At 35.1% G+C, this 26348-nt stretch carries 20 protein-coding genes and 2 pseudogenes; 4 read left to right on the plus strand and 18 right to left on the minus strand.

Translation table 11 applies throughout. From position 1 onward, the window contains the following. The first annotated feature begins 10 nt into the window (after positions 1–10). The 3 genes from RI196_RS17235 to RI196_RS17245 are packed head-to-tail and all read left to right on the plus strand — an operon-like array spanning position 11 to position 3145. Positions 11–565 (plus strand): ECF-type riboflavin transporter substrate-binding protein, encoded by a 555-nt coding sequence (locus RI196_RS17235; RefSeq protein WP_144597802.1) that lies wholly within the window; start codon positions 11–13, stop codon positions 563–565. 50 nt (positions 566–615) lie between these two features. Next, positions 616–2346 (plus strand): ABC transporter ATP-binding protein, encoded by a 1731-nt coding sequence (locus RI196_RS17240; protein WP_311066626.1) that lies wholly within the window; start codon positions 616–618, stop codon positions 2344–2346. Next, entirely contained in the window at positions 2318–3145 is an 828-nt protein-coding gene (locus RI196_RS17245) for an energy-coupling factor transporter transmembrane component T family protein (protein WP_130158466.1), read from the plus strand. Before RI196_RS17240 ends, RI196_RS17245 begins: the two co-directional genes overlap by 29 nt. Positions 3146–3681: 536 nt before the next feature. On the opposite strand, the gene RI196_RS17250 is transcribed toward RI196_RS17245, so the two are convergent. The 12 genes and pseudogenes from RI196_RS17250 to RI196_RS17305 form a co-directional block, all read right to left on the minus strand. Continuing rightward, a complete protein-coding gene (locus tag RI196_RS17250; protein ID WP_094244295.1) occupies positions 3682–4227 on the minus strand; it encodes a transposase in 546 nt (181 codons plus the stop codon). Between the two features lie 5 nt (positions 4228–4232). Beyond that, complete coding sequence (locus RI196_RS17255) at positions 4233–5759, minus strand: YifB family Mg chelatase-like AAA ATPase (protein ID WP_311066627.1); 1527 nt, start codon at positions 5757–5759, stop codon at positions 4233–4235. 982 nt (positions 5760–6741) lie between these two features. Further along, positions 6742–7584, minus strand: a complete 843-nt coding sequence (gene rfbD / locus RI196_RS17260) for a dTDP-4-dehydrorhamnose reductase (protein WP_311066628.1) — start codon at positions 7582–7584, stop codon at positions 6742–6744. Next, a complete protein-coding gene (gene rfbB, locus RI196_RS17265; protein WP_311066629.1) occupies positions 7581–8594 on the minus strand; it encodes a dTDP-glucose 4,6-dehydratase in 1014 nt (337 codons plus the stop codon). Before rfbB ends, rfbD begins: the two co-directional genes overlap by 4 nt. A 2-nt stretch (positions 8595–8596) precedes the next feature. After that, positions 8597–9154: a dTDP-4-dehydrorhamnose 3,5-epimerase gene (gene rfbC / locus RI196_RS17270; RefSeq protein WP_311066630.1), complete on the minus strand. Its 558-nt coding sequence runs from the start codon at positions 9152–9154 to the stop codon at positions 8597–8599. Between the two features lie 17 nt (positions 9155–9171). Beyond that, a complete protein-coding gene (rfbA, locus tag RI196_RS17275; protein WP_311066631.1) occupies positions 9172–10059 on the minus strand; it encodes a glucose-1-phosphate thymidylyltransferase RfbA in 888 nt (295 codons plus the stop codon). An 18-nt stretch (positions 10060–10077) separates the two neighbouring features. Next, positions 10078–11235 carry a beta 1-4 rhamnosyltransferase Cps2T gene (cps2T, locus tag RI196_RS17280; protein WP_311066632.1) on the minus strand — a complete coding sequence of 386 codons (1158 nt, stop codon included), beginning with the start codon at positions 11233–11235 and terminating at the stop codon, positions 10078–10080. 19 nt (positions 11236–11254) lie between these two features. Next, positions 11255–12115 carry a glycosyltransferase family 2 protein gene (locus RI196_RS17285; protein ID WP_311066633.1) on the minus strand — a complete coding sequence of 287 codons (861 nt, stop codon included), beginning with the start codon at positions 12113–12115 and terminating at the stop codon, positions 11255–11257. Between the two features lie 2 nt (positions 12116–12117). Continuing rightward, entirely contained in the window at positions 12118–13308 is a 1191-nt protein-coding gene (locus RI196_RS17290) for a glycosyltransferase family protein (protein WP_311066634.1), read from the minus strand. A 991-nt stretch (positions 13309–14299) separates the two neighbouring features. Beyond that, positions 14300–14846 (minus strand): annotated as a pseudogene (locus RI196_RS18770) (transposase); the annotation flags it as partial. Between the two features lie 84 nt (positions 14847–14930). Continuing rightward, positions 14931–16202: an O-antigen ligase family protein gene (locus RI196_RS17300; protein WP_311066636.1), complete on the minus strand. Its 1272-nt coding sequence runs from the start codon at positions 16200–16202 to the stop codon at positions 14931–14933. 630 nt (positions 16203–16832) lie between these two features. Beyond that, positions 16833–17995, minus strand: a protein-coding gene (locus tag RI196_RS17305; protein WP_311066637.1) for an IS3 family transposase whose coding sequence is annotated in 2 segments (ribosomal slippage) — positions 16833–17734 and positions 17734–17995 — 1164 coding nt in all. Because the reading frame shifts where the segments join, the coding sequence is not laid out codon by codon here. 502 nt (positions 17996–18497) lie between these two features. On the opposite strand from RI196_RS17305, the pseudogene RI196_RS18690 reads away from it, so the two are divergent. Then, positions 18498–18654 (plus strand): annotated as a pseudogene (locus RI196_RS18690) (IS66 family transposase); the annotation flags it as partial. Between the two features lie 268 nt (positions 18655–18922). On the opposite strand, the gene RI196_RS17310 reads toward RI196_RS18690, so the two are convergent. The 6 genes from RI196_RS17310 to galU are packed head-to-tail and all read right to left on the minus strand — an operon-like array spanning position 18923 to position 26187. Beyond that, complete coding sequence (locus RI196_RS17310; protein WP_311066638.1) at positions 18923–20209, minus strand: flippase; 1287 nt, start codon at positions 20207–20209, stop codon at positions 18923–18925. A 1-nt stretch (position 20210) separates the two neighbouring features. Beyond that, positions 20211–21308, minus strand: coding sequence for a glycosyltransferase family 4 protein (locus tag RI196_RS17315; RefSeq protein WP_311066639.1), 1098 nt, complete (start codon positions 21306–21308; stop codon positions 20211–20213). After that, positions 21302–23302: an alginate lyase family protein gene (locus tag RI196_RS17320; RefSeq protein WP_311066640.1), complete on the minus strand. Its 2001-nt coding sequence runs from the start codon at positions 23300–23302 to the stop codon at positions 21302–21304. Before RI196_RS17320 ends, RI196_RS17315 begins: the two co-directional genes overlap by 7 nt. 8 nt (positions 23303–23310) lie before the next feature. Next, complete coding sequence (gene wecC / locus RI196_RS17325; protein ID WP_311066641.1) at positions 23311–24573, minus strand: UDP-N-acetyl-D-mannosamine dehydrogenase; 1263 nt, start codon at positions 24571–24573, stop codon at positions 23311–23313. Between the two features lie 26 nt (positions 24574–24599). Further along, the gene (locus RI196_RS17330; RefSeq protein ID WP_375338771.1) at positions 24600–25286 is read right to left on the minus strand and encodes a sugar transferase; all 687 of its coding nucleotides are present in this window, start codon (positions 25284–25286) and stop codon (positions 24600–24602) included. 19 nt (positions 25287–25305) lie between these two features. Then, the gene (gene galU / locus RI196_RS17335; protein ID WP_117017291.1) at positions 25306–26187 is read right to left on the minus strand and encodes a UTP--glucose-1-phosphate uridylyltransferase GalU; all 882 of its coding nucleotides are present in this window, start codon (positions 26185–26187) and stop codon (positions 25306–25308) included. Between the last annotated feature and the right edge of the window lie 161 nt (positions 26188–26348).

A 26348-nucleotide genomic window follows, 5' to 3' on the forward strand; every position in this document is an offset into this window, starting at 1 on the left:
GAGGAAGTTCATGAAAGAAAACAATCTATCGATCAAAACAATCGTAGCAATCGGAATTGGAGCAGCTGTCTTTGTTATTCTGGGAAGATTTGCGTCCATTCCAACAGGGATACCAAATTCCAATATTGAAACAACTTATGCATTTTTAGCACTTATGTCAATTATTTTTGGGCCTGTCGCAGGCGGTTTAATCGGACTTATCGGTCATGCGTTAAAAGACTTAATATTTTATGGATCTATTTGGTGGAGTTGGGTTGTTGTCAGCTTGCTTGTCGGATTTTTAATTGGTCTGGCTTCTAAAAGCATCGATATCGAATCTGGTGAATTCGGCACTAAAAAAATTATTACATTTAATATTGTTCAGGTGATTGTTCAAGCAATCGGCTGGTTCCTTGTCGCACCTTCTCTTGATATACTGATTTATGCTGAGCCAGCAAATAAAGTCTTCCTGCAAGGATTAGTTGTTGGAATTTCCAATATGGTAACAGTTGCCGTCATTGGAACACTTCTTCTTTTACTCTATGCAAAAACACGCAGTCAAAAAGGAAGTCTTGATAAAGAATAAAAGCACATTGTGAGTTTTGACAACATATTTACTTACAGGAGCTTTTACGAATGAGAAAACGAGTGATTGAATTTCATAATTTTAGCTTTAAGTATTATAGCCAAAAAAATCCAACATTAAAAAATATTCATTTAAACATTTACGAAGGGGAAAAAGTTTTAATCGTTGGGCCTTCAGGATCTGGGAAGAGCACCATTGGCCACTGCATCAATGGTCTAATCCCCTTTTCTTATAAAGGAGAAATGACCGGAAGTTTAAAAGTAATGGGTCAGGAAACAAAGGAGTTAAATATTTTTGCTTTATCAAAAATGGTTGGTACTGTTTTACAGGATCCTGATGGCCAGTTTATAGGATTAACTGTTGGTGAAGACATAGCTTTTGCACTGGAGAATGATTGCACTCCGCAAAAGGAAATGTTCGAGATCGTAAAAGATGCTTCCAAAATGGTCGAAATGGATGATTATTTGCCTGCCTCTGTCCATCATTTGTCAGGCGGGCAAAAGCAGAGGGTTTCCCTCGCTGGTGTAATGGTTGACAAAGTGGATATCCTGTTGTTTGATGAACCGCTCGCAAACCTTGACCCCGCTACTGGAAAGTATGCAATGGCTTTAATCGACAAAATCCAAAAAGAAACGAATACAACCGTTGTCATTATTGAACACCGTTTAGAAGATGTTTTATATCGCCATGTCGATCGCATTATTGTGGTCAATGACGGCTCAATAGTAGCTGATATGAGCCCTGACCAGCTTTTAACAACTAACATTTTAGAAGAGACGAATATACGGGAGCCGTTATATATTAAAGCGGTCAAATATGCCGGTTGCAAGCTAACTGAAGATATGCATCCTGCTGATTTCAATCAGTTTAAAGCGGATTTATGCCGAAAAAACTTGTTGGAATGGTTTGAAGATTCAAATCCAAAAACGCCAAGTAAAGAAGGAAAACCAATTTTAGAGCTGAAAAATATTTCGTTTAGCTATTCACCAGGTCACGAAACGATAAAGGATGTTTCTTTTTCAATTAACAAAGGGGAAATGGTGAGCATTGTTGGAAAAAATGGAGCAGGGAAATCTACAATTACAAAATTAATTTGTGGATTTGAAAAGCCTTCCTCAGGGAGCATATTGTTTAACGGCAAGGATATAACAAACGAAACGATTAAAGAACGCTCGTTAAAAATCGGCATGGTCATGCAAAATCCAAATCATATGATTTCAAAGCATATGATTTTTGACGAAGTAGCCTTAGGCTTAAAGGTTCGCGGCGTAGCGGAAGCTGAAATAAAAGAACGCGTCGACAATACATTAAAAATTTGCGGGCTGTACCCATTTCGGAATTGGCCGATTTCAGCATTAAGCTTCGGTCAAAAAAAGCGGGTTACGATTGCTTCCATTTTAGTGTTAGAGCCAGACATCATTATTTTGGACGAGCCAACTGCCGGACAAGATTTTCGCCATTATACAGATATTATGGAGTTTCTTGTTCAATTAAATCAGCAAGGCGTCACAATTATGATGATTACTCACGATATGCATTTAATGCTGGAGTATACAGAAAGAGCGATAGTATTTGCAGAAGGCAGGAAAATTGCCGATGATTCTGCTGTCAATGTCCTTTCTGATATTGACATCATCAAACAGGCAAATTTAAAAGAAACGTCTCTTTATAACCTGGCATTAAAAACAGGAATACCAGAACCGAGGAAGTTTGTGGAACGTTTCATAGAATATGATCGGGAGGTAAGGCAGGTTGGCAGCCGAAATGCTATCTTATATTGACCGAAAATCTCCTGTTCATCAGTTGACAGGTGTAACAAAGCTAATATGCTTTATCTTATGGTCGACAGCAGCTATGCTGACATACGACACTCGTATTCTACTATTTTTATTTTTAATTAGTATTCTCATTTTTATTATTTCAAAAATTAAACTTGAAGAGATATTGTTTGTTCTTGTATTTATTTTAGTATTTCTTTTCATAAACAATGTTGCCATTTATGTCTTTTCACCGCAAGAAGGAGTAAAAATTTACGGCTCCAGCCATGTGTTATTTGAAATATCAGGAAGGTATAACGTCACATTGGAACAACTTTTTTACCAATTGAATATTACGTTAAAATATTTCACAGTGATCCCAGCGGCTTTGCTTTTTATTGTGACGACTCATCCAAGCGAATTCGCCGCTTCCCTCAATCGCATCGGTGTGAGTTATCGAATTTCGTATGCTGTTTCTTTGGCATTAAGATATATACCGGACGTACAGCGGGATTTTCGGAATATAGCACGCGCCCAACAAGCTAGAGGCCTTGACATGTCCCGCAAAGAAAAACTTCCTAAACGGATCAAAAATGCCGCCTCCATCCTTGCACCGCTTATCTTATCAAGCCTAAACAAAATTGACACCATCAGCAACGCAATGGAACTGCGCGGCTTTGGCAAAAACAAAAAACGCACATGGTATAGTGCAAGACCTTTTCAAAAAAGCGACTACTTTGCAATCGCTCTATTTACTATTCTGTTCATGGTCACCTTAATCATCACATTCCATGATGGAAGCCGGTTTTATAATCCGTTTTAAAAATACTCCTACTGATCGCATCCAGTAACGCTGTTTGTTGCTGGATGCGTTTTTTTGTGAAAACATTTAAATTAGCCCTATTTTAGGGGTGGGCAGGTTGCTTCCTTGGGCCTCTAAGCTGGCAAGCCTTTTTTTATGCAATCAAGTTCTGCATTTTTTTGTTGCAGAACTCTGTATTTTTATTTTGCAATAAACACTCATGCGCATCACCTAAACAGAACTGCCCACATTTGTTACGCCAATCACTCCTAGTTCATCTTCCCATATTCGTGATATGGACATCAATCCCTTTATTCCTACACGTTTCTTCTTAATCCTTTTTCCTCCATAAACTTTTTACGAAAATATACCTGTGACGTATGGACTGCTCCATAACCGACCGCCAGCACGCCCTATTAACCAATTAATAGACCGAATATTCAGTTAACAGCACCCATAAAAACAAACCGCCCCATCAAGGGCGTCTCGACCATTTGGACCCTTTCCACTGATGCCATTTCCACGCGCTTTCGATGGCTGACAAGTGACAGGCAGCCTCACCCCCTCACAAATTCAGCATATTTTTTCTTCCGCTCTGTTTTTGTGCCTGAAAGGTAATCTAATAATGCATCCATATTCATAAATTTCGGAGGCAGCGATTTTGGATGCATATACAAATAAAAACTACTCCATCGGTAAAGTTCCGGCGCATGTACCATATGAGCTTCTACCGGGTTGAGATGAATATATCGACTCACTTCCAACATTCCGCTATCATTGTCAATCAATTTACCATAATAACGCTTTTCAAATACATGTCCCGTCAAACGATAGCGAGTATTATAATAATTTGCATACCGTTTGTTCATGAGCGCCATGACTTTCGAAATCGGCTCCTGTTTTGAGCGCAGCTGCAGGTGAAAGTGATTCGTCATAAGGCAATATGCGGCTATTTCAAACGGGATTTTTTCATGTAGCTGGTGGAGGATATGAAGAAAAGCGAGAAAATCATTTGTTTCCTTGAATAGGGGATCACGCCGATTGCCGCGGCAAACGATATGATAAAACCGATGGGGCACCCAGATCCGCTTTTGCCGTCCCATTCTTTTTACCTCGCTGTTGCCTGTTGCTTCGTATATGTTTTCAGCCATCTTAGCGTCATCGCTTCCCAAAGCGATTCATCTGCTATCTCTTCGGTTCCCTTTAAATCGGAAATAGTCCTTGCCAGCCGAATGATTTTCGTTTGCACACGATTGCTCCATTGATGCTGGGATGCCCATTGCTGCAACAGGTGTTGCTGCCTTTTAGCAAGCGGGCTTTTTTCCATTAATAACTCAAAAGGAACACGCCCATTCGTTATTTCTTTTCCGTAACGTTCATATTGCTTTCTTCTTGCTTCTTCTACTCTTTTCCTTATGGTTTCCGAAGATTCCGAAACCCTCGTTTCTTTGGTGAAATCAATGACTTCCAATGGTAATAAAACATCCATCCGGTCATAAATCGGCCCGGAAACACGATTTCGATACGCTTGAATTTGTTTCGGACTACATGTGCAATAGCGCGTTCTTGAGCCTAAATATCCGCACGGACACGGATTCATCGCCCCAAGCAAAATAAAGTCCGCAGGATATGTCACCGTCGACGAAATACGGCTAATCGTCACTTTCCCCGTCTCTAACGGCTGGCGAAGCATATCCAGCGTCTTTTTTGCAAATTCCGCCATTTCATCGAGAAATAAAACACCGCGATGTGCCAGCGACACTTCGCCAGGCTTTGGGTGCGTTCCCCCGCCAATTAAAGAAACCGATGAAGCGGAATGATGCGGATGACGAAAAGGTGGATAGCCACTCTCGATTTTTTCTCCTGCCAGCTGGTACAAACTGATCACCTCTAACTGCGCATCATGAGAAAGACCCGGCAAAATCGACGGAAACGTTTCCGCTAACAAACTTTTCCCGCACCCAGGCGGTCCAACCATTAACACGTTATGTCCGCCTGCCGCTGCGATCTCCAATGCACGCTTTGCTTGATGATGGCCAATAATCGATTGAAAATCTCGATGATGCTTTCGAGGGGAGTCCATAATTTCAGGAGAGCGAAAAACTGGGGGTAACGAAAGAACACGTTGTCCATGCAGATATTGCACCGTTTCTTCCAACGTCTGAACAAAGATACAATCGAGATCTTTCAAATGATGAAGCGGAAGTGTGGGATCATACGGAAGGTATATTTTTTGAAAACCGAGCTTCTTTGCTGCCAATATCGCTGGAAGCATGCCATCCACCGGCTGAATCGTTCCATCCAACGATAACGAACCTAAAAACGCTGCATCGGAGGAAGCCGGCGCTGTCAGCTTGCCCATTGCCTTCAAAATCCCAATCGCCATCGCCAAATCAAACATCGGGCTATGCTTTTTCCGCTCCGGCGGAGACAAATGAACAACAAGCCTTTTATCAAAAAAGTCGCATCCGAAAGCATAAAGCGAAGCAAGAACACGTTCCTTTGCCTCTTTCACCGATGCATCCGGCAACCCAACAATCACCATCGCCGCAATCCCCGGCACTTCCTGCACCTCCACCTGCACTCGATACCCTTCTAACCCCCTTAACCCAATGCTTAAAATCTTCACCGTCACTCATCCATCCCTCCCAATCACAGAACATTAGTTCTTACCCATTATTGTAATACCCTCCCTTTTATCTTTCAATTACCAATATTTCGACAAATTTCGGGCGGTGACAGGCACCGAACCCAAAAGTTATCCACATAACACTACATAATGATTATATTTTCGATAAAAAAGTGGATAACTATTGGTATAATCACCTTTAGTTATCCACATGTAGTGAAATGGTGTCAAACTTGAGCTTAAAAATATATCGAGTAGGAGGGAGCGATTAACTCCCGTCCTCTCACACCACCGTACGTACGGTTCGGTATACGGCGGTTCAATTAAGATAATTGACGCAAGTTTTCATAACTTCCGTGAATAGCTGTTCTCTTTATGCCAGTGGTCACTCCACCCTCCAAGAGGTCTCCCACGGGATTCACCGCTTCCTCCCTCAAGTGAGGTACTACGTTTTCTGTGTTCATCATGACTCACTGAATGCCAAGGGCTATTCTCTCTTAATTGTTCGGTCCTTCTCAGTTGTTCTAGATCAACTAATACTATGACCTCTGCTGACTTCTGACGGTTCAGCTACTTATCACTAAGTAGGTTATGAAGCGTACTTCACATATCCACCAGACCTCCCCGGGTAAGTACATGCACTTTCACACCATCTATCCGCCTCATTTACTCGATATGACCTTCGACAGAAAGAGCTTTGTTTTGTTTCGCAAACTCACTCAATCATACCTAGCCTTATATGAGGTTCGTGTTCCTCGGACCGGTGTTTTGCCTCCAGCTTCCTTCTGATTCCGCGTCACCACGGACACCCTTTCGTTGAGCTAACCTCTACTTCTGTCTTCGGGGTTCGGGACTTACACCCTATAGTTCATGTACATGCCGGGCGCACATATAGAAAGGGACTTCCTCACAAATTATGAGAAAGTCCCTTTTTAAGATAGATATGCCTTAATATATTGTTCTCAGATACAAAGAATAAATAATTTCTTTAATAACCATTTGTCAAAAAGTTTTTTAAAGAATCTCGCCAATTCGGCATTTCTTTAAACCCATTTAACCTTAATGCCATATGCTCAAACACCGAGTAAGCCGGCCTTGGTGCTGGTCTTGGAAAGTCTTTTGTTGTACACGGATTTACCTTAACTTTTATCCCCGCTTCCTCAAAAATTGCTTTCGCAAATTTATACCAAGAACAATGTCCAGAATTGGAAACATGGTAAATGCCGTATTTTTCCGTTTGAATCAGTTCCAAAATGCAATTGGCTAAATCCACTGTATAAGTTGGGCATCCGACTTGATCATGGACAACCATCAATTCATCCCGTTCTTGACCCAGCTTTAACATGGTTTTGACAAAATTATTTCCATGCTTTCCATACACCCAAGAAGTTCTGACGATAAAAAATTTAGAATGCAAGCCGCGAACAAACTGTTCCCCTGCCAACTTGCTTTTACCGTATACACTAAGTGGATTGGTTGGAGCAAACTCATTGTATGGTGTATTAGCTGTTCCATCAAAGACATAATCGGTACTGATATAGACCAGTTTTGCTCCTACCGCTTCTGATGCAACAGCAACATTTCTCGTCCCATATGCGTTAACTAAAAAGGCTTGGTCTGGCTCAGATTCTGCTAAATCAACTTTTGTATACGCTGCGGCATGAATAGCTACATCTGGTTGGATTCCAACAATAACTCTTTTAACTTGTTCAAAATTGGTAATATCTAGCTCCTCTCTTCCATATCCATAAACTTCATAACCACGGTCTGAAAGCAAAAGTACTAGATCAGTCCCAAGCTGTCCTTTTGCACCAGTCACCAACACTTTCATGATCTGTCACCATACTGTTTTTGATAGTAATTCATATATTCACCGGATTTAATATTTTTCCACCATTCTTGGTTGTCAATATACCATTGGATCGTTTCAAGGATACCTGTTTCAAATGTATATTGGGGCTTCCAACCAAGTTCTGTCATAATCTTTGTTGGATCAATCGCATAACGGTGGTCATGTCCCGGACGATCGGCAACATATTTAATTAAATCTTTTGATACACCAAGCTTTTCAACAATTAAATAAACAATTTCATTATTTGTTCGCTCATTATGACCCCCGATATTGTATACTTCCCCCGGTCTTCCTTTATGAATGACTAAATCAATCGCCGCACAATGGTCTTTCACATGCAGCCAGTCGCGAATATTTTGGCCGTCACCGTAAATCGGAAGCTCTTTTCCTTCCAACGCGTTCGTGATCATTAACGGAATGAGTTTTTCAGGGAAGTGATACGGCCCATAGTTATTGGAACATCTCGTAATGTTCGCATTGAGACCGTACGTTTCATGATACACTCTTACAAGCAAATCTCCGCCAGCTTTGCTTGCCGAATAAGGGCTATTTGGCGCTAATGGTGTTTGTTCTGTAAAATATCCCGTTTCTCCAAGCGTTCCATACACTTCATCTGTTGAAATTTGTACATATTTTATAATATTATTGGCTTTCGCCACATCTAATAACGCTTGCGTGCCTAATACATTTGTTTTCACGAAAATGTCAGGATCTGCAATGCTGCGGTCGACATGCGATTCCGCCGCAAAGTTCACAATAACGTCAATCTCGTGCGTTTTAATAAGATAATCGACTAACTCACGGTTATTAATATCACCTTTCACAAATGTATAGTTAGGATGATTTTCAACATCTTTTAAGTTTTCAAGATTACCAGCATAGGTTAATAAATCATAATTGACTACTTTATAATTTGGATATTTCTCAAGCATATAACGAACAAAGTTACTGCCAATAAAACCTGCTCCACCTGTAACTAAAAGATTCATTATTATCTCTCCCACTCAAAGTTGATTTCGGCATCTGCTAATAGTGGATGTTTCGTATCTTTGTCAGAAAGAATTGGATTCGTTGTTGGCCAGTCAATTCCTAATGCCGGATCATTCCAAAGAATACCACGATCATGTTCTGGAGAATAGTATTCATCAACTTTATATTGTACTTCCGTATTTTCCACTAACGTACAAAAACCATGAGCAAATCCTTTTGGTACGAGCAGTTGCCGTTTATTATCCGCACTTAAAATAAAACCTTGCCACTTTCCAAAAGTCAGCGAACCTTTACGAATATCAACAACTACGTCGTAAATAGCACCTCTAGTAACACGAACAAGTTTCGTTTGCGCCTTTGGATTTAATTGATAATGAAGTCCGCGGATCGTTCCCGCTTGTTGGGATAACGAGTGATTATCTTGAATAAAGTCGAAATCAAGCCCATATTCTGCAAAAATTTTTTTATTGTAACTTTCCATAAAAAAGCCCCGGTGGTCACCAAACACTTTTGGCTCAATCAACAATACACCGGGTAACAGCGTCTTACTCACTTTCATTCTAAAGCACCTCATCTTTACATATAAATAGGTCGTTTTTTCTGGTAGGCAATATCAATTAAATATTGACCGTACTGATTTTTCTTTAACGGCTCCGCTAATTTCAATAACTGCTCTCGATCAATGTATCCTTTCAAATAGGCAATTTCTTCGAGACACGCGATTTTTAAACTTTGTCGCTTCTCAATCGTCTCGATAAATTGCGAAGCCTCAAGCAAAGATTCATGCGTACCGGAATCTAACCATGAAAAACCTCTTCCTAAAATTTCTACATGTAACTCGCCAAGCTCTAAATACTTTTTGTTCACATCCGTAATTTCTAACTCGCCACGAGCGGATGGCTTGATACTTTTTGCGAATTCAATAACCCGGTTGTCATAAAAATACAACCCTGTCACTGCATAATTGGACTTCGGATGTTTTGGTTTTTCTTCAATAGAAATGGCTTTGCCTTTTTCGTCAAACTCTACAACGCCAAAACGTTCTGGATCGTTTACATAATACCCAAACACCGTCGCGCCTGTTTTCCGTTCCACGGCGTTTTGCAATAACTTCGTCAACCCATGGCCATAGAACAGATTGTCTCCTAAAATCAACGCAACATTGTCATCACCGATAAATTCTTCCCCAATAATAAACGCCTGCGCAAGACCGTCTGGGGAAGGCTGCACGGCGTAAGACAACGAGATTCCTAACTGTGATCCGTCTCCTAATAGCTCCGTAAATCGAGGCGTATCATTAGGAGTGGAAATAATTAAAATATCACGAATGCCAGCTAACATTAAAATCGACAATGGATAATAAATCATTGGCTTGTCATAAATAGGCAATAATTGTTTAGATACTGCTTTTGTTAACGGATAAAGGCGGGTACCACTCCCGCCTGCTAAAATAATCCCTTTCATTGTTATACATCCCCTTAATTAGCTATCCAGAAATAGTTGTTCGTAGTCACTTACAATTTTATCCCATGAATATTCTTTAATGATGCGATTTTTTGCTTTTGCTCCTAGTAATTCTATTTCCTCTTGAGTATATTGATCGGCCATATTAATCAACTGACTTAATGATCCTTGCTCTTTTGTAAAATATAAGGCCCCGTCTGCACCAACTTCTTTATTAAAAACTACATCTAGTAATAAATTAATTCTTGTTGATGCCAATGCTTCCAGAAGAGAAGGGTTTGTTCCTCCCACTTCATGACCGTGTAAATATCCGTAAGCTTGTTCACGAATTTTCTTTAAAAGTTCCTGATCATACACAGTCCCAACAAATTTAATACGAGGATCACGGTCAAATTTAGTTCGCTCAAGCAACTGTTGATAGAAAGCATTTTGCTCAACATTTGAAATAATAACTAAATCTTTTTTAGAGTTAGATGCCATAAACTCTCGAATCATTAATTCATAATTATTTTCAGGCACAAAACGGCCAACAATTAAATAATATTCAAACGGCTTTACTTGATGTTGACGATACCATTCAACTAGTTTCTGATCATCATCCGCAAGTAAAGATTCTTTCACGTCAGCTCCGTAAGCAATAAATGTGGTTTTAGGGTGATAGTGACTATATTCGTCCTGAATATAAGACTCAATCCCCCGCGAATCACATACTAATAAGTCTGCATGTTTAACCATTAAACGCTCTGAAAATTTCCAATAACGTTTAATCCAATAATTCCACTTGCTTCGCTTCCATTCATGTCCATCTGGATTCACAAATACTTGAACACCCATTTTTTCTAGCTGTTTCTTATAAAATGAGAAAAATGGACCAATTCGACAAGCCAAAATGTAAACAATGCTGTTAGTTAGATTTTTTTCTTTAATATATCGAATACATTCCTGTAAACTCATTAAATCATAAAGAACCGCTTTCGCACTTCCCACATTAGGAACCTTCACATTAAAACATCTAGCATTGTTGTAATAAAATTCGTCATTATTTTCCCCTAAACATGAAACATGGTAAATGATATTTTCACTTACCTTTCTTTTCGTTAAATATTCTACAAACGTTTCAAAGCCTCCGTATTTGGCAGGGATGCCTTTTGAACCTATGATAAATACATTTTTCATTATTAATAAGCTCCTAATTTTATTTATTATTTTGTAATTTAAAACTCATAAAGCCTTTAAATCTGTAAATAATAGCTACTCTTCTTTTTCTTAATTCTAACTCTTCTCTACTAATAAAATACTTTATTAAATGTAATGTATGATAAATAATTACCTTGATAAATAAAAAAACAGTCCAAAAATCTGCGTTTTTTCTCACAAAAGCACCAAACCCTAGTGCATAAGATTTAACCTTTTCCAAACTCATATATTTAGTTGTTGTGTCCGGATGAAATACTTCTATTTCAGGATTATAATATGCTTCGGATAATTTTACAGAGCGATATACTAAATCTGTATCCTCACATGCACCATAAATATTTCCTGGACCTAATTTTTCATCGAAAAATAAATTATTAATAAATGATTTTCTATAAAAAATAGTTATCGCTGAATACTTATCATAAAAATTTCTCTTGTTTACTTTTATTGGATTATTCGGCCAATTTCTAATAACATTGTTACCAAACTTATCTATTATCCTTCCTATAACTAGATCTGCTCCCGTCAATTTAAAAGTCTCATATACTTTATTTAGCGTTTCAGGAAAGTACTCGCAATCATCATCTGGAAAGGCAATAAATTTTCCCCTTGCTTTTTTAATCCCTAGGTTCCTGTTATATGAACTTCCTTTTTTATCCGAATAAATATGGTTAATATTTAGCATTGGAAATTTTTTTATTATCTTTTCTAAATCAATATCATTTTTATCATTTTGATCTAAAATTATTATTTCTATCTTATTTAAGTTATAATTTACATTTGAAAGACTATACAACAATTTTTCAAACTCTTTTTCTCTGCCGTATGTGGCTACTATCAAAGAAAAATCAATTTCCATATTTAATCCCTTTCTTTAAGCAATGAAATATACTTTAATGAGTTATTTTTATAATTATAGAAGTCCAGTAGTTTTTGATAATCAACTTTTTGTTCGTTTTTATTATAATTAACTAAAAATTCTGTAATGACTTCGTGATTATTAGGAACATTTAAAAATTCTTTATTTAATTCTCTCCCTATATTGAGAATTGGTTTACCTGAATGTACATAATCAATTAATTTACTTGGCAACTGTAGAGAAAATTTATTATTAATATTTACAAGTATATCCATTTTTTTTAATATATCTAATAATTCATTTCTTGGAATATAGGGATTAACTCTAATGTTATAAGTTGCAGGATTACAATTTGTTATTTGTTTAAAAAAGTAATAAAAATCTCTTTCTTCTCCAAAAAAATGTAATGACAAATCCTTCCTTTTTTTAAAGGCATTTAAATAACCCAATAAGAATTCTTTTGGATTTCTAATATCTTCATATAGTGTGCCTGCATAAATTAAATTAGTTAATTTATCGTTTATAAAGTAATCTGCAGAAACTGGTGTATATTGAAATAACTGCGGAATAACTCTAATTTTTTCTCTAGGGATATTTAAATCAGTATATGCTTTCAATGTTTCAGAATGAGGGATAATAATATAATTAGCTTCTTTAATTATCATTTTCTCCAATACTGGATCGATAGCTCTTTTTTCTTTTGATCTAGCAGGATTGTGCGTATATGGGTCACCATAATCAGCTAACCAAATTATTGAAGGTTTAAGTTTTTTTATTAATGCCCCGGTAATATGAGAACTTATAGGTAATCCAATAGTAATTAAACAATCGTAATTACTTATATTTAAATTTTTATTTATATATCTATATGAATTAATTGTCCATTCAATTGTTTTATCTGGCCAAATAAATTTTTTTAAAAAATGCTTGAAAGAATTTTTTATTTCTAAATTGTTACTATACATTCTGGAATTGGACGGTTTGTTTAACAAAAAGCCCTTTTTTATCTTATGGATAGTAAATTGATCACTTATTTTGATTACACTTATGTTATTATTCTCTGACGGGACTACAAGATCTACATTGTATTTATGGTCTAAAAGAGAGTTTATTAACCCTTGTGTATGAAAAGTTCTAGCAGAATTATTCGGTAAATACCAATAACCAACGATTAAAACTGATTTATTAACCATAATAAATACCCCCATACTTCATAAGAAACAAATAATCCAATTCATCTACTTATTTTTTAACTGATTTGATAAGAAAATCATACTGAATGAAACCCATTGGTGTTATATTTAAATGTGACTTGACATTTCGTTTTTTGTGCTTTGTATCCAAGGATCCTAATGTTTTTTAGCTAAAAAAGGAAAGTCAGTAACTCGCTTCCTTTAGCCGAAAAGCTCTTTAATAAATTTTTTATATATCAAAAATAAAATCTTAAATTTAAACTTATTAATGATACCAATGTTTTATAATTTTTCCATTGTTTTAATTCAAAGAGCTAACTAGTGATTGTGAGAAACTCAATTCTCAACATGCTTAATAAGCGTTATGGAACTTATAAACCACACAGCACTGTGCCTCTACTTTTCAGATAAACAAAAGATTTAAAACATATCTTCTCTATCAACTACGCCTAGAAGCACTCATTGTTTTTCTACTCTCCGAGTTCAACACTTACTAGATAAACAAATCGTTCATCATCCCTTGATACCTAAGGGTTGATGAACGATTGGATACACTTCAAACGTATATCTATGAGTTAGCCTGAATGTCTAGGATTCTTGGAGGAGGCTTCATTCCTACAGCCACAAAGAGCTAGCGTTGTTGGCTCCGTACATTGATACCGGTTCTACATTTTGAAGAAAAATGTCCCAGAGTGAGTCGTTGTAGTTCATCCCCTATCTTTCACCATTATTCTGGGATTAGAGCGTTAAATTGAGTGTCCGAAAGGTATTCTTGATACCGACCAGCCTATTTATCGATGCAAAATGCTCCGACTTTTAATTGACATAAATATTTTCCATACGAAGAATGAAAACACAACCGTCATATTGCCTTATGAGGGACTTCATTCAGCATTTGGCGAAAACCCTTTAATTTTGCTTGAAGCGCTTCTAGCAGTTTCTCTTGTTACATGTCGTTGACGCTTGGCTTCTTTCGGATGAAACACCAACACATAATAGTGACGACACACCCTAGTTTCCAGCCAATCAAATTTTTTCACCTGACTGACCACCGTCATGTCGACTGTATTTCCTATCCATACTTAAGTGCGAATCGAGATTCCTTCGCAGGTGACAGCAAGTTCCATGACAACTTATAAGAGATCGGGTCATTTATCTTTCGAAAAAGCTTGCTTCAGTAAAGCCTCATCGTTTGGCACTTCGTACGGATCTACTTCAAAATAGGGAAGAGGTAGTATCGAAATAAACGAGATTCACTTCCAAATTCAATAAATCGGAGACCGCCTAGAATACTTGACATTCTAGTTCCGAGTGCACCGCAAGCAATTCATCCATTGCTTGGTATAGTTGGTGGCTTGCCACTTAGGGAAGATTCGAAATATAGACTTCTTCCTGAAACAATTCTCTATTACTAATCTACTAGAAGGACGAATCACCCGATTCGCTACCATTACGAAAATCAACCGCCCAAGAGGAATATAATGAGGACGAGAATCAAACAACTTCTCAGGAATCTCATCAAATCCAAATCTTTGATAGAAAATTTTGTTTACTTAAAAGGGAGTTGCAAACTGTCGAAATTAGGATATAGTTAGATTTCTGTTACTCTTTAAAAGAAATAATCATGCATTATTTGTTTTCAGATTCCTGTTAACTAAATTATTAAATAGAAAAATTAAAAAGCATAATTGTGCTAATGCATCAGAACCTAAATTCGCAATACCATTGTTAGTATTTACCATAACCGATATTAGCAGAAAGTTAATCGCAATAAAATACTCCCTATTATAAAGCATTCTTACTATAGGAATTATAAATATAATTAAGTATATAATTATCGTAACAACAATACCGTAATCATATGCTAACATAATAGCAGGATATTCAAAATTAGTAATACCCCCTCCTAAGTTTATAGCTACCTCTCTTGAATAATCTACTCCACCACCTATAAAAATTCCCGGTTTCTCCTTACCATATCTGATCAAATCTGTAAGAAGAGTATTTCTTCCAGTAGTAATATCGCCAGTTTCAATTCCTTCCACAAACCTAGCTAACAAATTTTGTTGAAACAAAGGAGAAAAATAGAATAAAGTTGCAACTAACACAATAAATAATAAAACAAACTTATTTCTCTTAATATCAATCATTAACAAATTAGCCAATATACCCAAGACAATCCCCGTTTTACTTCCACTTAATATTAGACCAAACAAAGAGATAAGTATAATTAAATATTTGCTAATTATATACTTTTTATTAATCTTAGAATATATGTTATTTAACACAATAAAAACTAGAAAATAGTTTGCATTTGTAAGCGGATGCCCTAGAAAAGAATAGTATCTATAAATACCATAATAATAATACTCAGTCATTATAAGTTGAGATAATTGACTTTCCTTAAAAAAATTATTTGCCAAATATAATTGAATTTTACTTCCTGATATATAATCTATAACCCCAAAGATTAGTAAAATGATTATTAAGGAATTATAAAACTTTAAAAATTTCAAAAACCCTTGCATAATTGACTCTCTATCAATTATAATTGCAGTCATTAATAAAGGTAAAAAAAGTGATATAATAGACATAATCAAAAAACTTATTGGATGTTTCCATAAAAAAACATATTCTAAACTAATAAATATAGACAAACTTAAAATCATATAAAATAATAAATAATTTATATTACCTTTTTTAAAAGAAAATATTATATAAAGAAAAGATGTTATAAAAAAAGGAATATTGTAAAAAGATAATTCATATAATACAGTAGTTCTTAAAGCATTATTAAATAAATACAATGAGAAAAAAAACAAGATAGCAAAATTTATCTTTAAATAGTTTTTACTATTGTAATTAGTACTTACCCCCAATGTATCTCCAAACAAGTGATTGCACCTCTACTATATAGTTATAAAATTTCATTCGAAATTATAAAATAACTCCAACTTCAAATAGATTTAACTAATACTTTAGACTACTCAAGTTACATTAATGTAACTTCAGGACTTTGGACCGTAAAAATTCTTTCTAATCGGTAGCACAGGGGACATCTCCCTTCATTTTATAGTAAACATGTTGGTTGGCAAAGTCATTTTTTGCAGACTCGTCTCAACAACGAGAAGAGCTTGGCATCACACACTCATATTGATTAACCCGCCCAATTCTACAGAAAGAATCATCAACTATAATTAGAACATACTACAGATAATAAATCAAATTTGATCTAGGAGACAAATTAATTGAAAATAAAAAAAGTTAACAAAGTATATAATCTTAAAAAACGTAAAACTTTTTTTACGAAAATGGATCTACGTCAATATTTTGGACACATATAAGTTAAGTTTTTTTACTTTCTATCTCATGTTTAAAAATATACTTGAAGGCTTGACATGGAGCCTCTGCGGGCATGATTTCTAAGCCAGGAAGCCAGCTTACAAAAAACATTGCTGGCTAGCCAAAAAAAGGTATCATGCCCGCCTCTCCACGTAAAGCCGAACATTAATTGTTGTGCGTGCTTATACTACTTCACGTAGTGAATCTTCCATTTCCTGTGGAGTTTTGTAACCAATACTACCATGGATTCTTTTACGGTTGTACCAACCTTCTATATATTTAAATAGCGAAATATTCGCTGAATGAAAGTCGTAATATTGAACATGATTTACTTCTTCTTTCTTTAAAATAGCGTGAAAGGATCCCATACAAGCATTGTCATAAGGGCTGCCTTTATAACTAAAGGAATGTGTCATCTTAAACTTTTGAATCGTTTTAGCGAATTCATCGCTTGTATACTGTGTGCCGAGATCTGAATGGAATATCAACCCTTCACCTGGTTTCTGTGTATAATAAGCATTTTCTAAGGCTTTTGTAATTAAATCAGTTGTCATTGTGCGAGAAAGGGAATAACCGACTATCTTTTTTGTATGTAGATCCATAACGGATGCGAGGTAACACCAACCATCTTTTAGTGTATGAATATACGTAATATCGCCAACCCATTTTTCATTGTTGCTTTTCGTAGAAAAGTCTCTATTCAAGATATTTTCACGCTCTACAACCTTTTCTTTATTTGGAGCTGGACGGAATTTTTTCACAATAATAGACTGTATACCGGCTTTTTTCATTAATCGCTGAACACGCTTTAGGCTAACTTGATAACCCTCTTTTACTAATAGTTGATGGATTTTAGGTGCACCATAGCGTTTTTTACTTTCGCTATGAATCTCAATAATTCGTTTCGTTAATTCATTATTTTCCCGTTCACGATTAGATATAGTCTTGTTTAGTGACTTATAGTACGTACTTCTTGGTACATCAAGTACATCACACATTGTTTGAATAGGATGATTATCTTTTTGGTCGTTAATAAAATCAGTTAATTCATCGTCGTTTACTTTTTGGCGAATATGGCCATAGCCTTTTTTAATATTTCATTTTCCTCCTGCAAACGGAGCAATTGTTTTTGAAGTTTTGCATAGTCATCCGAAGTAATAGATGAGCCATCTTTTAATTCAACGGAAGAAAACTTTTTAATCCATGCATAAATAGTTACTTCAGAAACGCCATATTCGCTGCTTAAATCTCTAACAGATTGACCAGAGTGATATAATTCAACAACCATTTTACGAAAATCATCATTATACCGTTTTCCGTTATTTTCTTTATTTTTATGATTCATTGGACACATCCTCCTAAAATTGATTGTAATGACTTAACTAAGATGTGTCCATGAAACTATACTAGCATCAACAGGAACATGTTGCAAAACGCAATAATAATGCATAAATGAACATAAAAAATCCACCATCTTGGAAATCATATATAGCAATCTAACCACAAATCGCCAACATATGGACACGTTCATAATTTCCATACTTGGTTACAAAACATTCTTTTTTCTGAGAGAATCCTGAGGTTTATCTCTCTCCACTCACAACATTTTTCTAGAACATTCTCAATAGGAACCATACCCACTTAAAAGATAATATGTTTACATACTCTTTTCCTTTTCTCCATATCACAATATAAAAGTATTTTTATAATCAAATATGAAAGGATGTATGAACGCATTCTTCAAGGCGTTGCTTACCAGACTTTTCTGCTTCAAAAAAGAGGCGCCCTTACTGGCGTTCTTGAAGCCATGAAGCTACTCAAACGGCTGTAGCGTATTAAGACGAATGCTTCGCTTCCTTCGTGATCCCAAAAGTTCCCTTTGACAATAATCAAGCTGAAACGGGATTTATGGATGACCAAAGTCAAGCAACACATCTCCGTACGTTTCGCGAGGAAGAAAATGTACACGTCTTTTGTCTGGTGCGCAACGTCATCTCTATCATCAAAGAGTAGAAGAAACGCATATGAGATACACTACAGTAATTTCTGGAAGGTAATCTCCATTGCCTATTGCTTTCTTCCAGCTAGACAAGATAGGATGTTTTTTTCGCGAGAGAAAAAGCCCTCTTCGTTTTGACTTCTAGCAAATTAGCTATAATGGGCTGAATAGTTTCAACAATTAAATTATATAAAATTATTAAACCTTGTAACCAAATTAATAAGTTATCACCTACCAAAAAGTGAACTCTTCTTAAAATTTTAATAAGTTTCATTACAATAGCTCTTTCTTCCCTTTGACCACTTTATTAAAAAAATAAATATTTATAAAAATTGTTATAAAATAAGTCAAAGAGTTTGCAATAGCTGCGCCATACATACCATAATTATTTATTAGTATATAATTCAAAATAATGTTAAAAACAAGAGAAATTAAACTAACATAAAAATTCATGTCTGATCTCCCAATACTCATTAGTGTCATTCCCTTGGGAGAATATAGACTCCAACACACAAACCCTATTAATAGTATTTCAAAATAAACAACTGAATTCTGATAACTAATACCAAAAACAAAAGGAAGAATGAATGGAGCAGATATTGCTGCTAATACTGCCACCGAAACTGCGAGAAATGTATTACGCACTTGATAAATCCTAAGAATATCCTGAACATCCTTTATATTATTAGAGACCTTTGAGATTTTTGGTACCATAATTTGTCCTAGAGTAGATGGTATCAACATCATTGTTGTAACAATTAATTGTGCTATACCATAATATCCAATTTCTTTAGTGTCATTTATTAGGTGATTTGCCATAATTATATTTATGTTTGATAATAAGACTCCTAATAAATTAGCACCAAATGCAAAAAACGCAATATTAAAGATCCTCTTTACAATTCCTGTCGAGATTTTAATAGAAAAAATTGATACTAATTCATTTTTAATAAAAGGAACGGTCATTAACAATGAAATGAAGTTTAAAATAACTAAAGACCATATATAACCATGTAATCCTGATAAGTATGCACATAGTGTGCTAAATATAATTATAATAATCTTTGATAAGCTTTGGATATAAGACATCTGTTTTATTTTTTGCTGCGCCTGTAAATAAACAATAATTAAATTTATTAGAGTTAATATTGGAACTAAGAAGATATATATTTTCAAGAGCTTATTAATAGTACTATCAATATTTAATAATGAAAAATGCTCAATAGCTAAAATTAATATGATTAAACTAAAAGAGCTGAATATGGTCAAAATAAATCCGATATTAAAAATGTTTATTTTCTCTTTATCTTCAATATCCTCTGAACATAACTTCAAAATAGATGTATTTATTCCCAACGATGCAATTATTAGAAAGATGTTCAAATAAGATTGCAAAATTTTTATTACTCCAATATCCTCAACACTTAATATCCTTGTTAAAAATATCTGTCCTCCAAAACCAGCTATTTGGATTAATAGATTTGCAGATAAAAGATGAAAAAATCCTATTCTCCGAGCAATTCCTAAAAGTGATAAAAGACGTTCTTTTATATGTACCACTCTAATCCTCTCTCATATCTTTAATATCATCATATATTCGTTTATACAGAGAAAAAATGGAATTAAAACAATCTTCAGATTTAAAGTTATTAATCTTTTGCTTGGAATATTCATAATTCTCTATTATCTCCAGCGTTTTACTACATAAATCATCTATATTTCTCGATTCAAATAATACTGTCCCTTCGGGTCTTTCGCATACATTACTTGCTATAGCTGGAATACCCGCATAGATTGCCTCAGCTATCGAAATTCCATAACTATCTGTATTTGTTGGTCTTATAAATAATTTTGATCTTTTTAATATCGGAAATAACTCTGTGTCTTTTACTTCATAAATACAAATATATTTATTGAGTTTATACTGTTGGATTTTTTTCTGAAGGAGATTGTAATATTCTTTTTCATCCTTAGTCTGTTCATTTACTCCAAGAACTGCTAGTAGCAATTGTACATTATAACTCTTATGATTAACTAAGTAATTTAGCAGTTCTATTAATAAATCGAAACCATACATATCCTCATTATTAAAGAACTTTATATTTCCATTGGCGGTAATTAAAAAGTTGCTATTTTGAATAAAATCTTTTACATTATCTGGTATTAAATGATAATCCCCTTCGTCTTCAAAAGGATGTATATAGCTGTGGATGACTTTAATTTTTGAATTAGAAACAAATTGACTTAATTTTTCTTTTTCATTCGAACCAACGCATATAAATTGATCAATTCGTTTAATACAGTATTTAAAAAGTAATTTTTCTATAAGATTATAAGACTGTGGATCGTCTCTAAAGCTATGATAAGTTAAAACTGTTTTATATTTAAGGATTTTTGATAGAAAGACAAGTATAGCAATTAATTTAAAATTTCTATCGTGAAAATGTAAAATATCATATTTTTCTTTTAAAATATAAAATAATATGCTTTTTGTTTTGCGTAATTTAATCCCTTTTCTTTTCTTTAAAACTCCTGTATTGGAATATATATGGACTTCAACATTTTGGTCTACTAAATTCTTTGCCAATCTTTTTACATGAATTGATCGGCCACCATAGGGAGGAGGATAAGTTCCAAATAAAGCTATTTTTTTTACCATAAACTCTCCATCCAATTCAATTTATCTTTTGTTTCAATAGTCATTTTAATTGAAAGTTCCTTGCTAAAAGGTATGGTTATCTTTTTGCTCGATTGCTTATAACCATATGAATTCGAAACCCAACAATTTTCTATTTTGAGATCTCGTATATAATCAAATTTGATACATATACTTCCTTTTTCAAGTACAATTTTATTTTCATTTTCCTCTAGTTTGACCACTACATCTGGAGATAAGATTAACGTGAGTTGAGCATTTTTATTTGTATCCCCAATTAACTGATCTTTTATTAAAACACTACTTTCCTCTAATAATACGGTTCGTTTATGAATAACGTTGCACTTTTCTTTAAATCCTATATGCGTCCCCTCAAAAAAGTTCATGTTAAATCCATGATTTTTAGCATGTGTTTGTTCTTTCATATAAAATAGGTTATATTCTTCAAAATCGTTTTGTTCAAGCTTTTCTACTTGTACTGTATTATGCATTTCTGTACTTCTAAAGAGATTTCTCATTTTATAATCAGCCGTGTAGACATACGAACCTGGATCAACAATAAAATCCTCTCCATCTACATTGAGATCAAAGCTTAACTGATCATTATGACTATGGACTCCATCTCCTCTGAATGAAAGCTCTCCACATCTAATACAACAATAAACCCGATCATTTCTTAAAATATAATACCCTCCATCTTTATAAGCAATGGATGTTAGTTGTTCAGGCTTTTCTACATTACCTTTATAGCTTTGGTAAATCCATAGCGTATCCTCAATATAATCTTTTCCATAATACCGGAAGTCATCTCGATCAAATAGCTCTCCTGCTATACCTAGTAAATGGCGGAAATCGTTTTTTATCCATGTGCTATAATTAGATAAAATTAATAACCTACCATCATCAGCGTCACCAATGATTGGAGCTAATCCGTTTGGCTTAGTGATATTCATAATGAATTCACACATTTTTTCCAACCTAGCCATGTAATCCTTAGTGAAATCTATATTGTTCTTAGTACATAGCACCGTAGTCTTTAAAAATAACTCTGTTACTAATCGATGATAAGAAGTAGAGGCTTCATAGTTTGTACCATCCGGATTATTTTGAACAAACATTTCTTTTTCTAATTCACTAAGTCCATAGTCAAGCCACTTTTTAGGATTGTTGCTCTTATTTCGATCATTTACAATAAATGAACCAAAATAAAGACCAAGCCAAACTAGTCCGACAATATTAGATAAGTAATGATTTCCGGTATGCGGTCCTTTATTTTCTAAGTTTTTAATAATAAATCGACCATGTAGGTATAGGGACTTATGAAATTGAATCCAAAAATTCTTATCGATTGATGGAGAGTCTTTAAAAAAGAAATAGGCTGCAATCCAATTGACAGCCCTTATTGCAACATCCATTGTACAAGTCCAATTGACTGACATCTCAACCGGATTTTTTTCTATCCAATCTTCAATTTCTTCTTTAAACTCTATGGCATATTTTTCATCGTTAGTTAACCAATAAGCCTTACCTAACGTAAACAGATGTTGAAAACGAGATAATTCCCAAGGAACTTTAACATCTGCATTGTTTGACAAGTCTACTATTTTAATGTCTTTATAAAACTTGTTTTCCCAAACAAAGTTTGTTTTAAAGTCTGTATTCCAAGGCAGCTGCTTTCCAAGATATATATCGCCTGAACCTAATAGGTTAAATATATGGAAACAGATTTTATTAGCGTCGTTAATAATTTGTTTTTCAATGTTTAGCTGTTTAATTTTCTCTACTAATAATTGTTTATCTGTAATATTAAAGAAAAAATCACAATTGGGTTTAAAATTATTAAAATATTTATCATCTATATCAATTGGCTTAAGCTTAATTATTTCTTTTCTTAACTTGTAATAAGGTAGTTCATATAATTTAATCACAATTTTCTTTAAAGCTTTATCGATTGGCAGTTTTCTTAAATTTTGTATCTTTCGTGTTAGTTCTCCCATATTTCCTCCTAAATTGTCATCGATACCTCTATATTACTTGTTATCGGGAGCACCCCACGCGTATCAATAACAATTTTATTGGATAGTGCTTTCTTTTCTATTATTTTAAAACAGTCGTGATCTACTAGTAACACGACAACATCAGCCTTTTCAATCGCATCCTCTGTTTTTACAAGTTGGACATTTAATTCTAGTAAATCTTTTGGAATATCCTCGATATGCGGCTCAGCTACATATATAGTTTGATCATAAATAGCAGATAATTCTTTTACAATTTTCACCGCTGGGCTTTCTCGTAAATCATCCACGTTTGCTTTAAACGCTAAACCTAGACATGCAATTGTTGGGTTTTGGAGATTTTTCGTTGCTTCTTTAATTTTTTCAATGATAAAATACGGTTTGGAGTCATTTACCATACGAGCTGTTCGAAGAAGTTTTGCTGTTTCAGGAGCTGCATCCACAATAAACCAAGGGTCGACCGCTATACAGTGCCCACCTACCCCAGGACCTGGCTGCAAAATATTCACACGCGGATGATGATTCGCTAAATTGATTAACTCCCACACATTAATGTTGAGCTCATCACAAATCATAGAGAGCTCATTGGCAAACGCGATATTTACATCACGAAACGCATTCTCTGTTAATTTAGATAGCTCTGCAGTTCTCGCGTTCGTTTCTAATATTTTTCCTTTTACAAAATTCTTATAAAATTCAACTGTTCTTTTCGTCGATTCCTCATTAATGCCACCAATAATACGATCATTCTCAATTAACTCTTTTAAAATTTTCCCTGGGAGAACCCGTTCTGGACAATGAGAAACAAATATACGTTTTTCATGATTTTCATCAATACTCAAATCTGCTCTCTCTTCTAAAATCCATTCTGCCACTTTCTCTGTTGTTCCAACAGGACTTGTCGATTCTAAAATAACAATATTTCCTGGTTCTAAGTAAGGAGAAATGGATCTTGTTGCTTGTTCCACATAAGTCAAATCTGGTTTATGATTTTCTTTAAACGGCGTCGGAACGGCAATAATAAAAACATCTGCTTTTTCAGGTACAACAGATGCTTTTAAATTCCCGCTCTCTACCGCTTTTTTGACCATTATATCTAAATCAGGTTCATAAATATGTACTTGCCCATTATTGATTAACTCAACTGCTTTTTCGTTAATATCAACTCCATGAACTTCAAATCCATTGTGCGCTAATACAGTCGCTGTTGGTAATCCAATATACCCTAAGCCAATCACACAAACTTTTTTCATTTTATGCATTCCTCTTTTCTTCATTTTTAATAAGCACTATTCGGTTTAATCATTATTTTAATCGTTTTAAGTATGATCTTTAAATCATATAAAATCGAACGCTCACGAATATATTTTAAATCCAGTTCTACCATTTCATTAAATCCTAAATCATTTCTCCCACTCACTTGCCAAAGGCCTGTGCATCCAGGAGTCACAAGCAGTCTTTGCATATCATACTTTGTATATTGTTCTACTTCTCTAGGCAGTGGAGGACGGGGGCCAACTAAACTCATATCTCCTTTAATAACGTTCCAAAGCTGCGGAAGTTCATCAATACTTGTTTTTCGGATGAATTTTCCTATTTTCGTAGTTCTTGGATCCTCTTTTATTTTAAACATCGCACCGGATACTTCGTTATATTTTAATAGATCATTTAGTCGTTCTTCCGCATCTACAACCATCGATCGGAATTTATACATATAAAAATTTTTGCCGTCTTTGCCGATGCGTATTTGCTTGAAGAACACAGGACCTTTTGGATCTTCAAGTTTGATACAAATAGCTACAATGATAAAAACAGGTAATAACAGTATAATTCCGAGAAACGCTCCCAATAAATCCATAATTCGTTTCGCAAGCAAATATCCTCTTTTATGATTAACCGCTGTTTTGTCAATTAACAATAGCTGCTGATTTGTATCCTCTTGATTAGATGCTTTCACAAAGGCCAAATCGACTCACCCTTTTTCTCTATTTTGTTATCCTTTCCTCTTTTATCAACTCTTCCATAAACTGAATCAGCTCTTGCTTCAGTTCTTCGTTTTTCATCGCAAACTCAATCGTCGTCTTAATAAATCCGATCTTTTCTCCGACATCATATCGTTTTCCTTCGAAGTTGTAGGCGAAGACACGTTGAATTTCGTTTAGTTTTTGGATGGCGTCTGTTAATTGGATTTCGCCGCCGGCTCCAATTTTTTGTTCTTCTAAAAACAGAAAAATTTCAGGTGTCAGTATGTACCGACCCATGATGGCGAGATTGGATGGCGCGGTTCCTTTTGCCGGTTTTTCGACGAAGTTTTTGACTTCGTATCGGCGGCCCGTTTGTTCGAGCGGCTCGATGATGCCGTAGCGGTGTGTTTCTTCTTCAGGAACAGGCTGTACGCCGATGATCGATGCTCCCGTTTTTCCATATTCGTCCATTAGCTGTTTTAAGCAAGGCTTGTCCGCCTGCACGATGTCATCTCCAAGAAGTACAGCAAACGGTTCGTCGCCGATGAATTTTCGGGCACACCAGACAGCATGTCCAAGCCCTTTTGGTTCTTTTTGCCGTATGTAATGAATATCTACTTTGGAAGATTGGCGCACTTTTTCCAAGAGATCAAATTTTTCTTTTTCCACTAAATTGTGTTCGAGTTCAAAGTTGTTGTCAAAATGGTCTTCGATCGCTCTTTTTCCTTTTCCGGTGACGATGATGATGTCCTCAATTCCGGATTCGATCGCTTCCTCTACTATGTATTGAATCGTCGGTTTATCAACGATCGGCAGCATTTCTTTCGGCATCGCTTTCGTTGCAGGCAAAAATCTTGTTCCGAGCCCCGCAGCTGGTATGATGGCTTTCCTCACTTTTTTCAATATACTCACTCACTTCCCTTTGTACTTTTTGTTTATACGGACCTACGTATAATCTATTCATCAATAGAGCATACGTAGATTCATATCGGTTTTGAAAAAAAAATAACCACTTGATGTCGTCCCCAGTGGTTTTCCAGTTTTGTTTTTTAGTTTTAGCATTT

It is taken from the genome of Aeribacillus composti (genome assembly GCF_031760945.1).
In the GTDB taxonomy this organism is placed as follows: Bacteria; Bacillota; Bacilli; order Bacillales; family Aeribacillaceae; genus Aeribacillus; species Aeribacillus composti.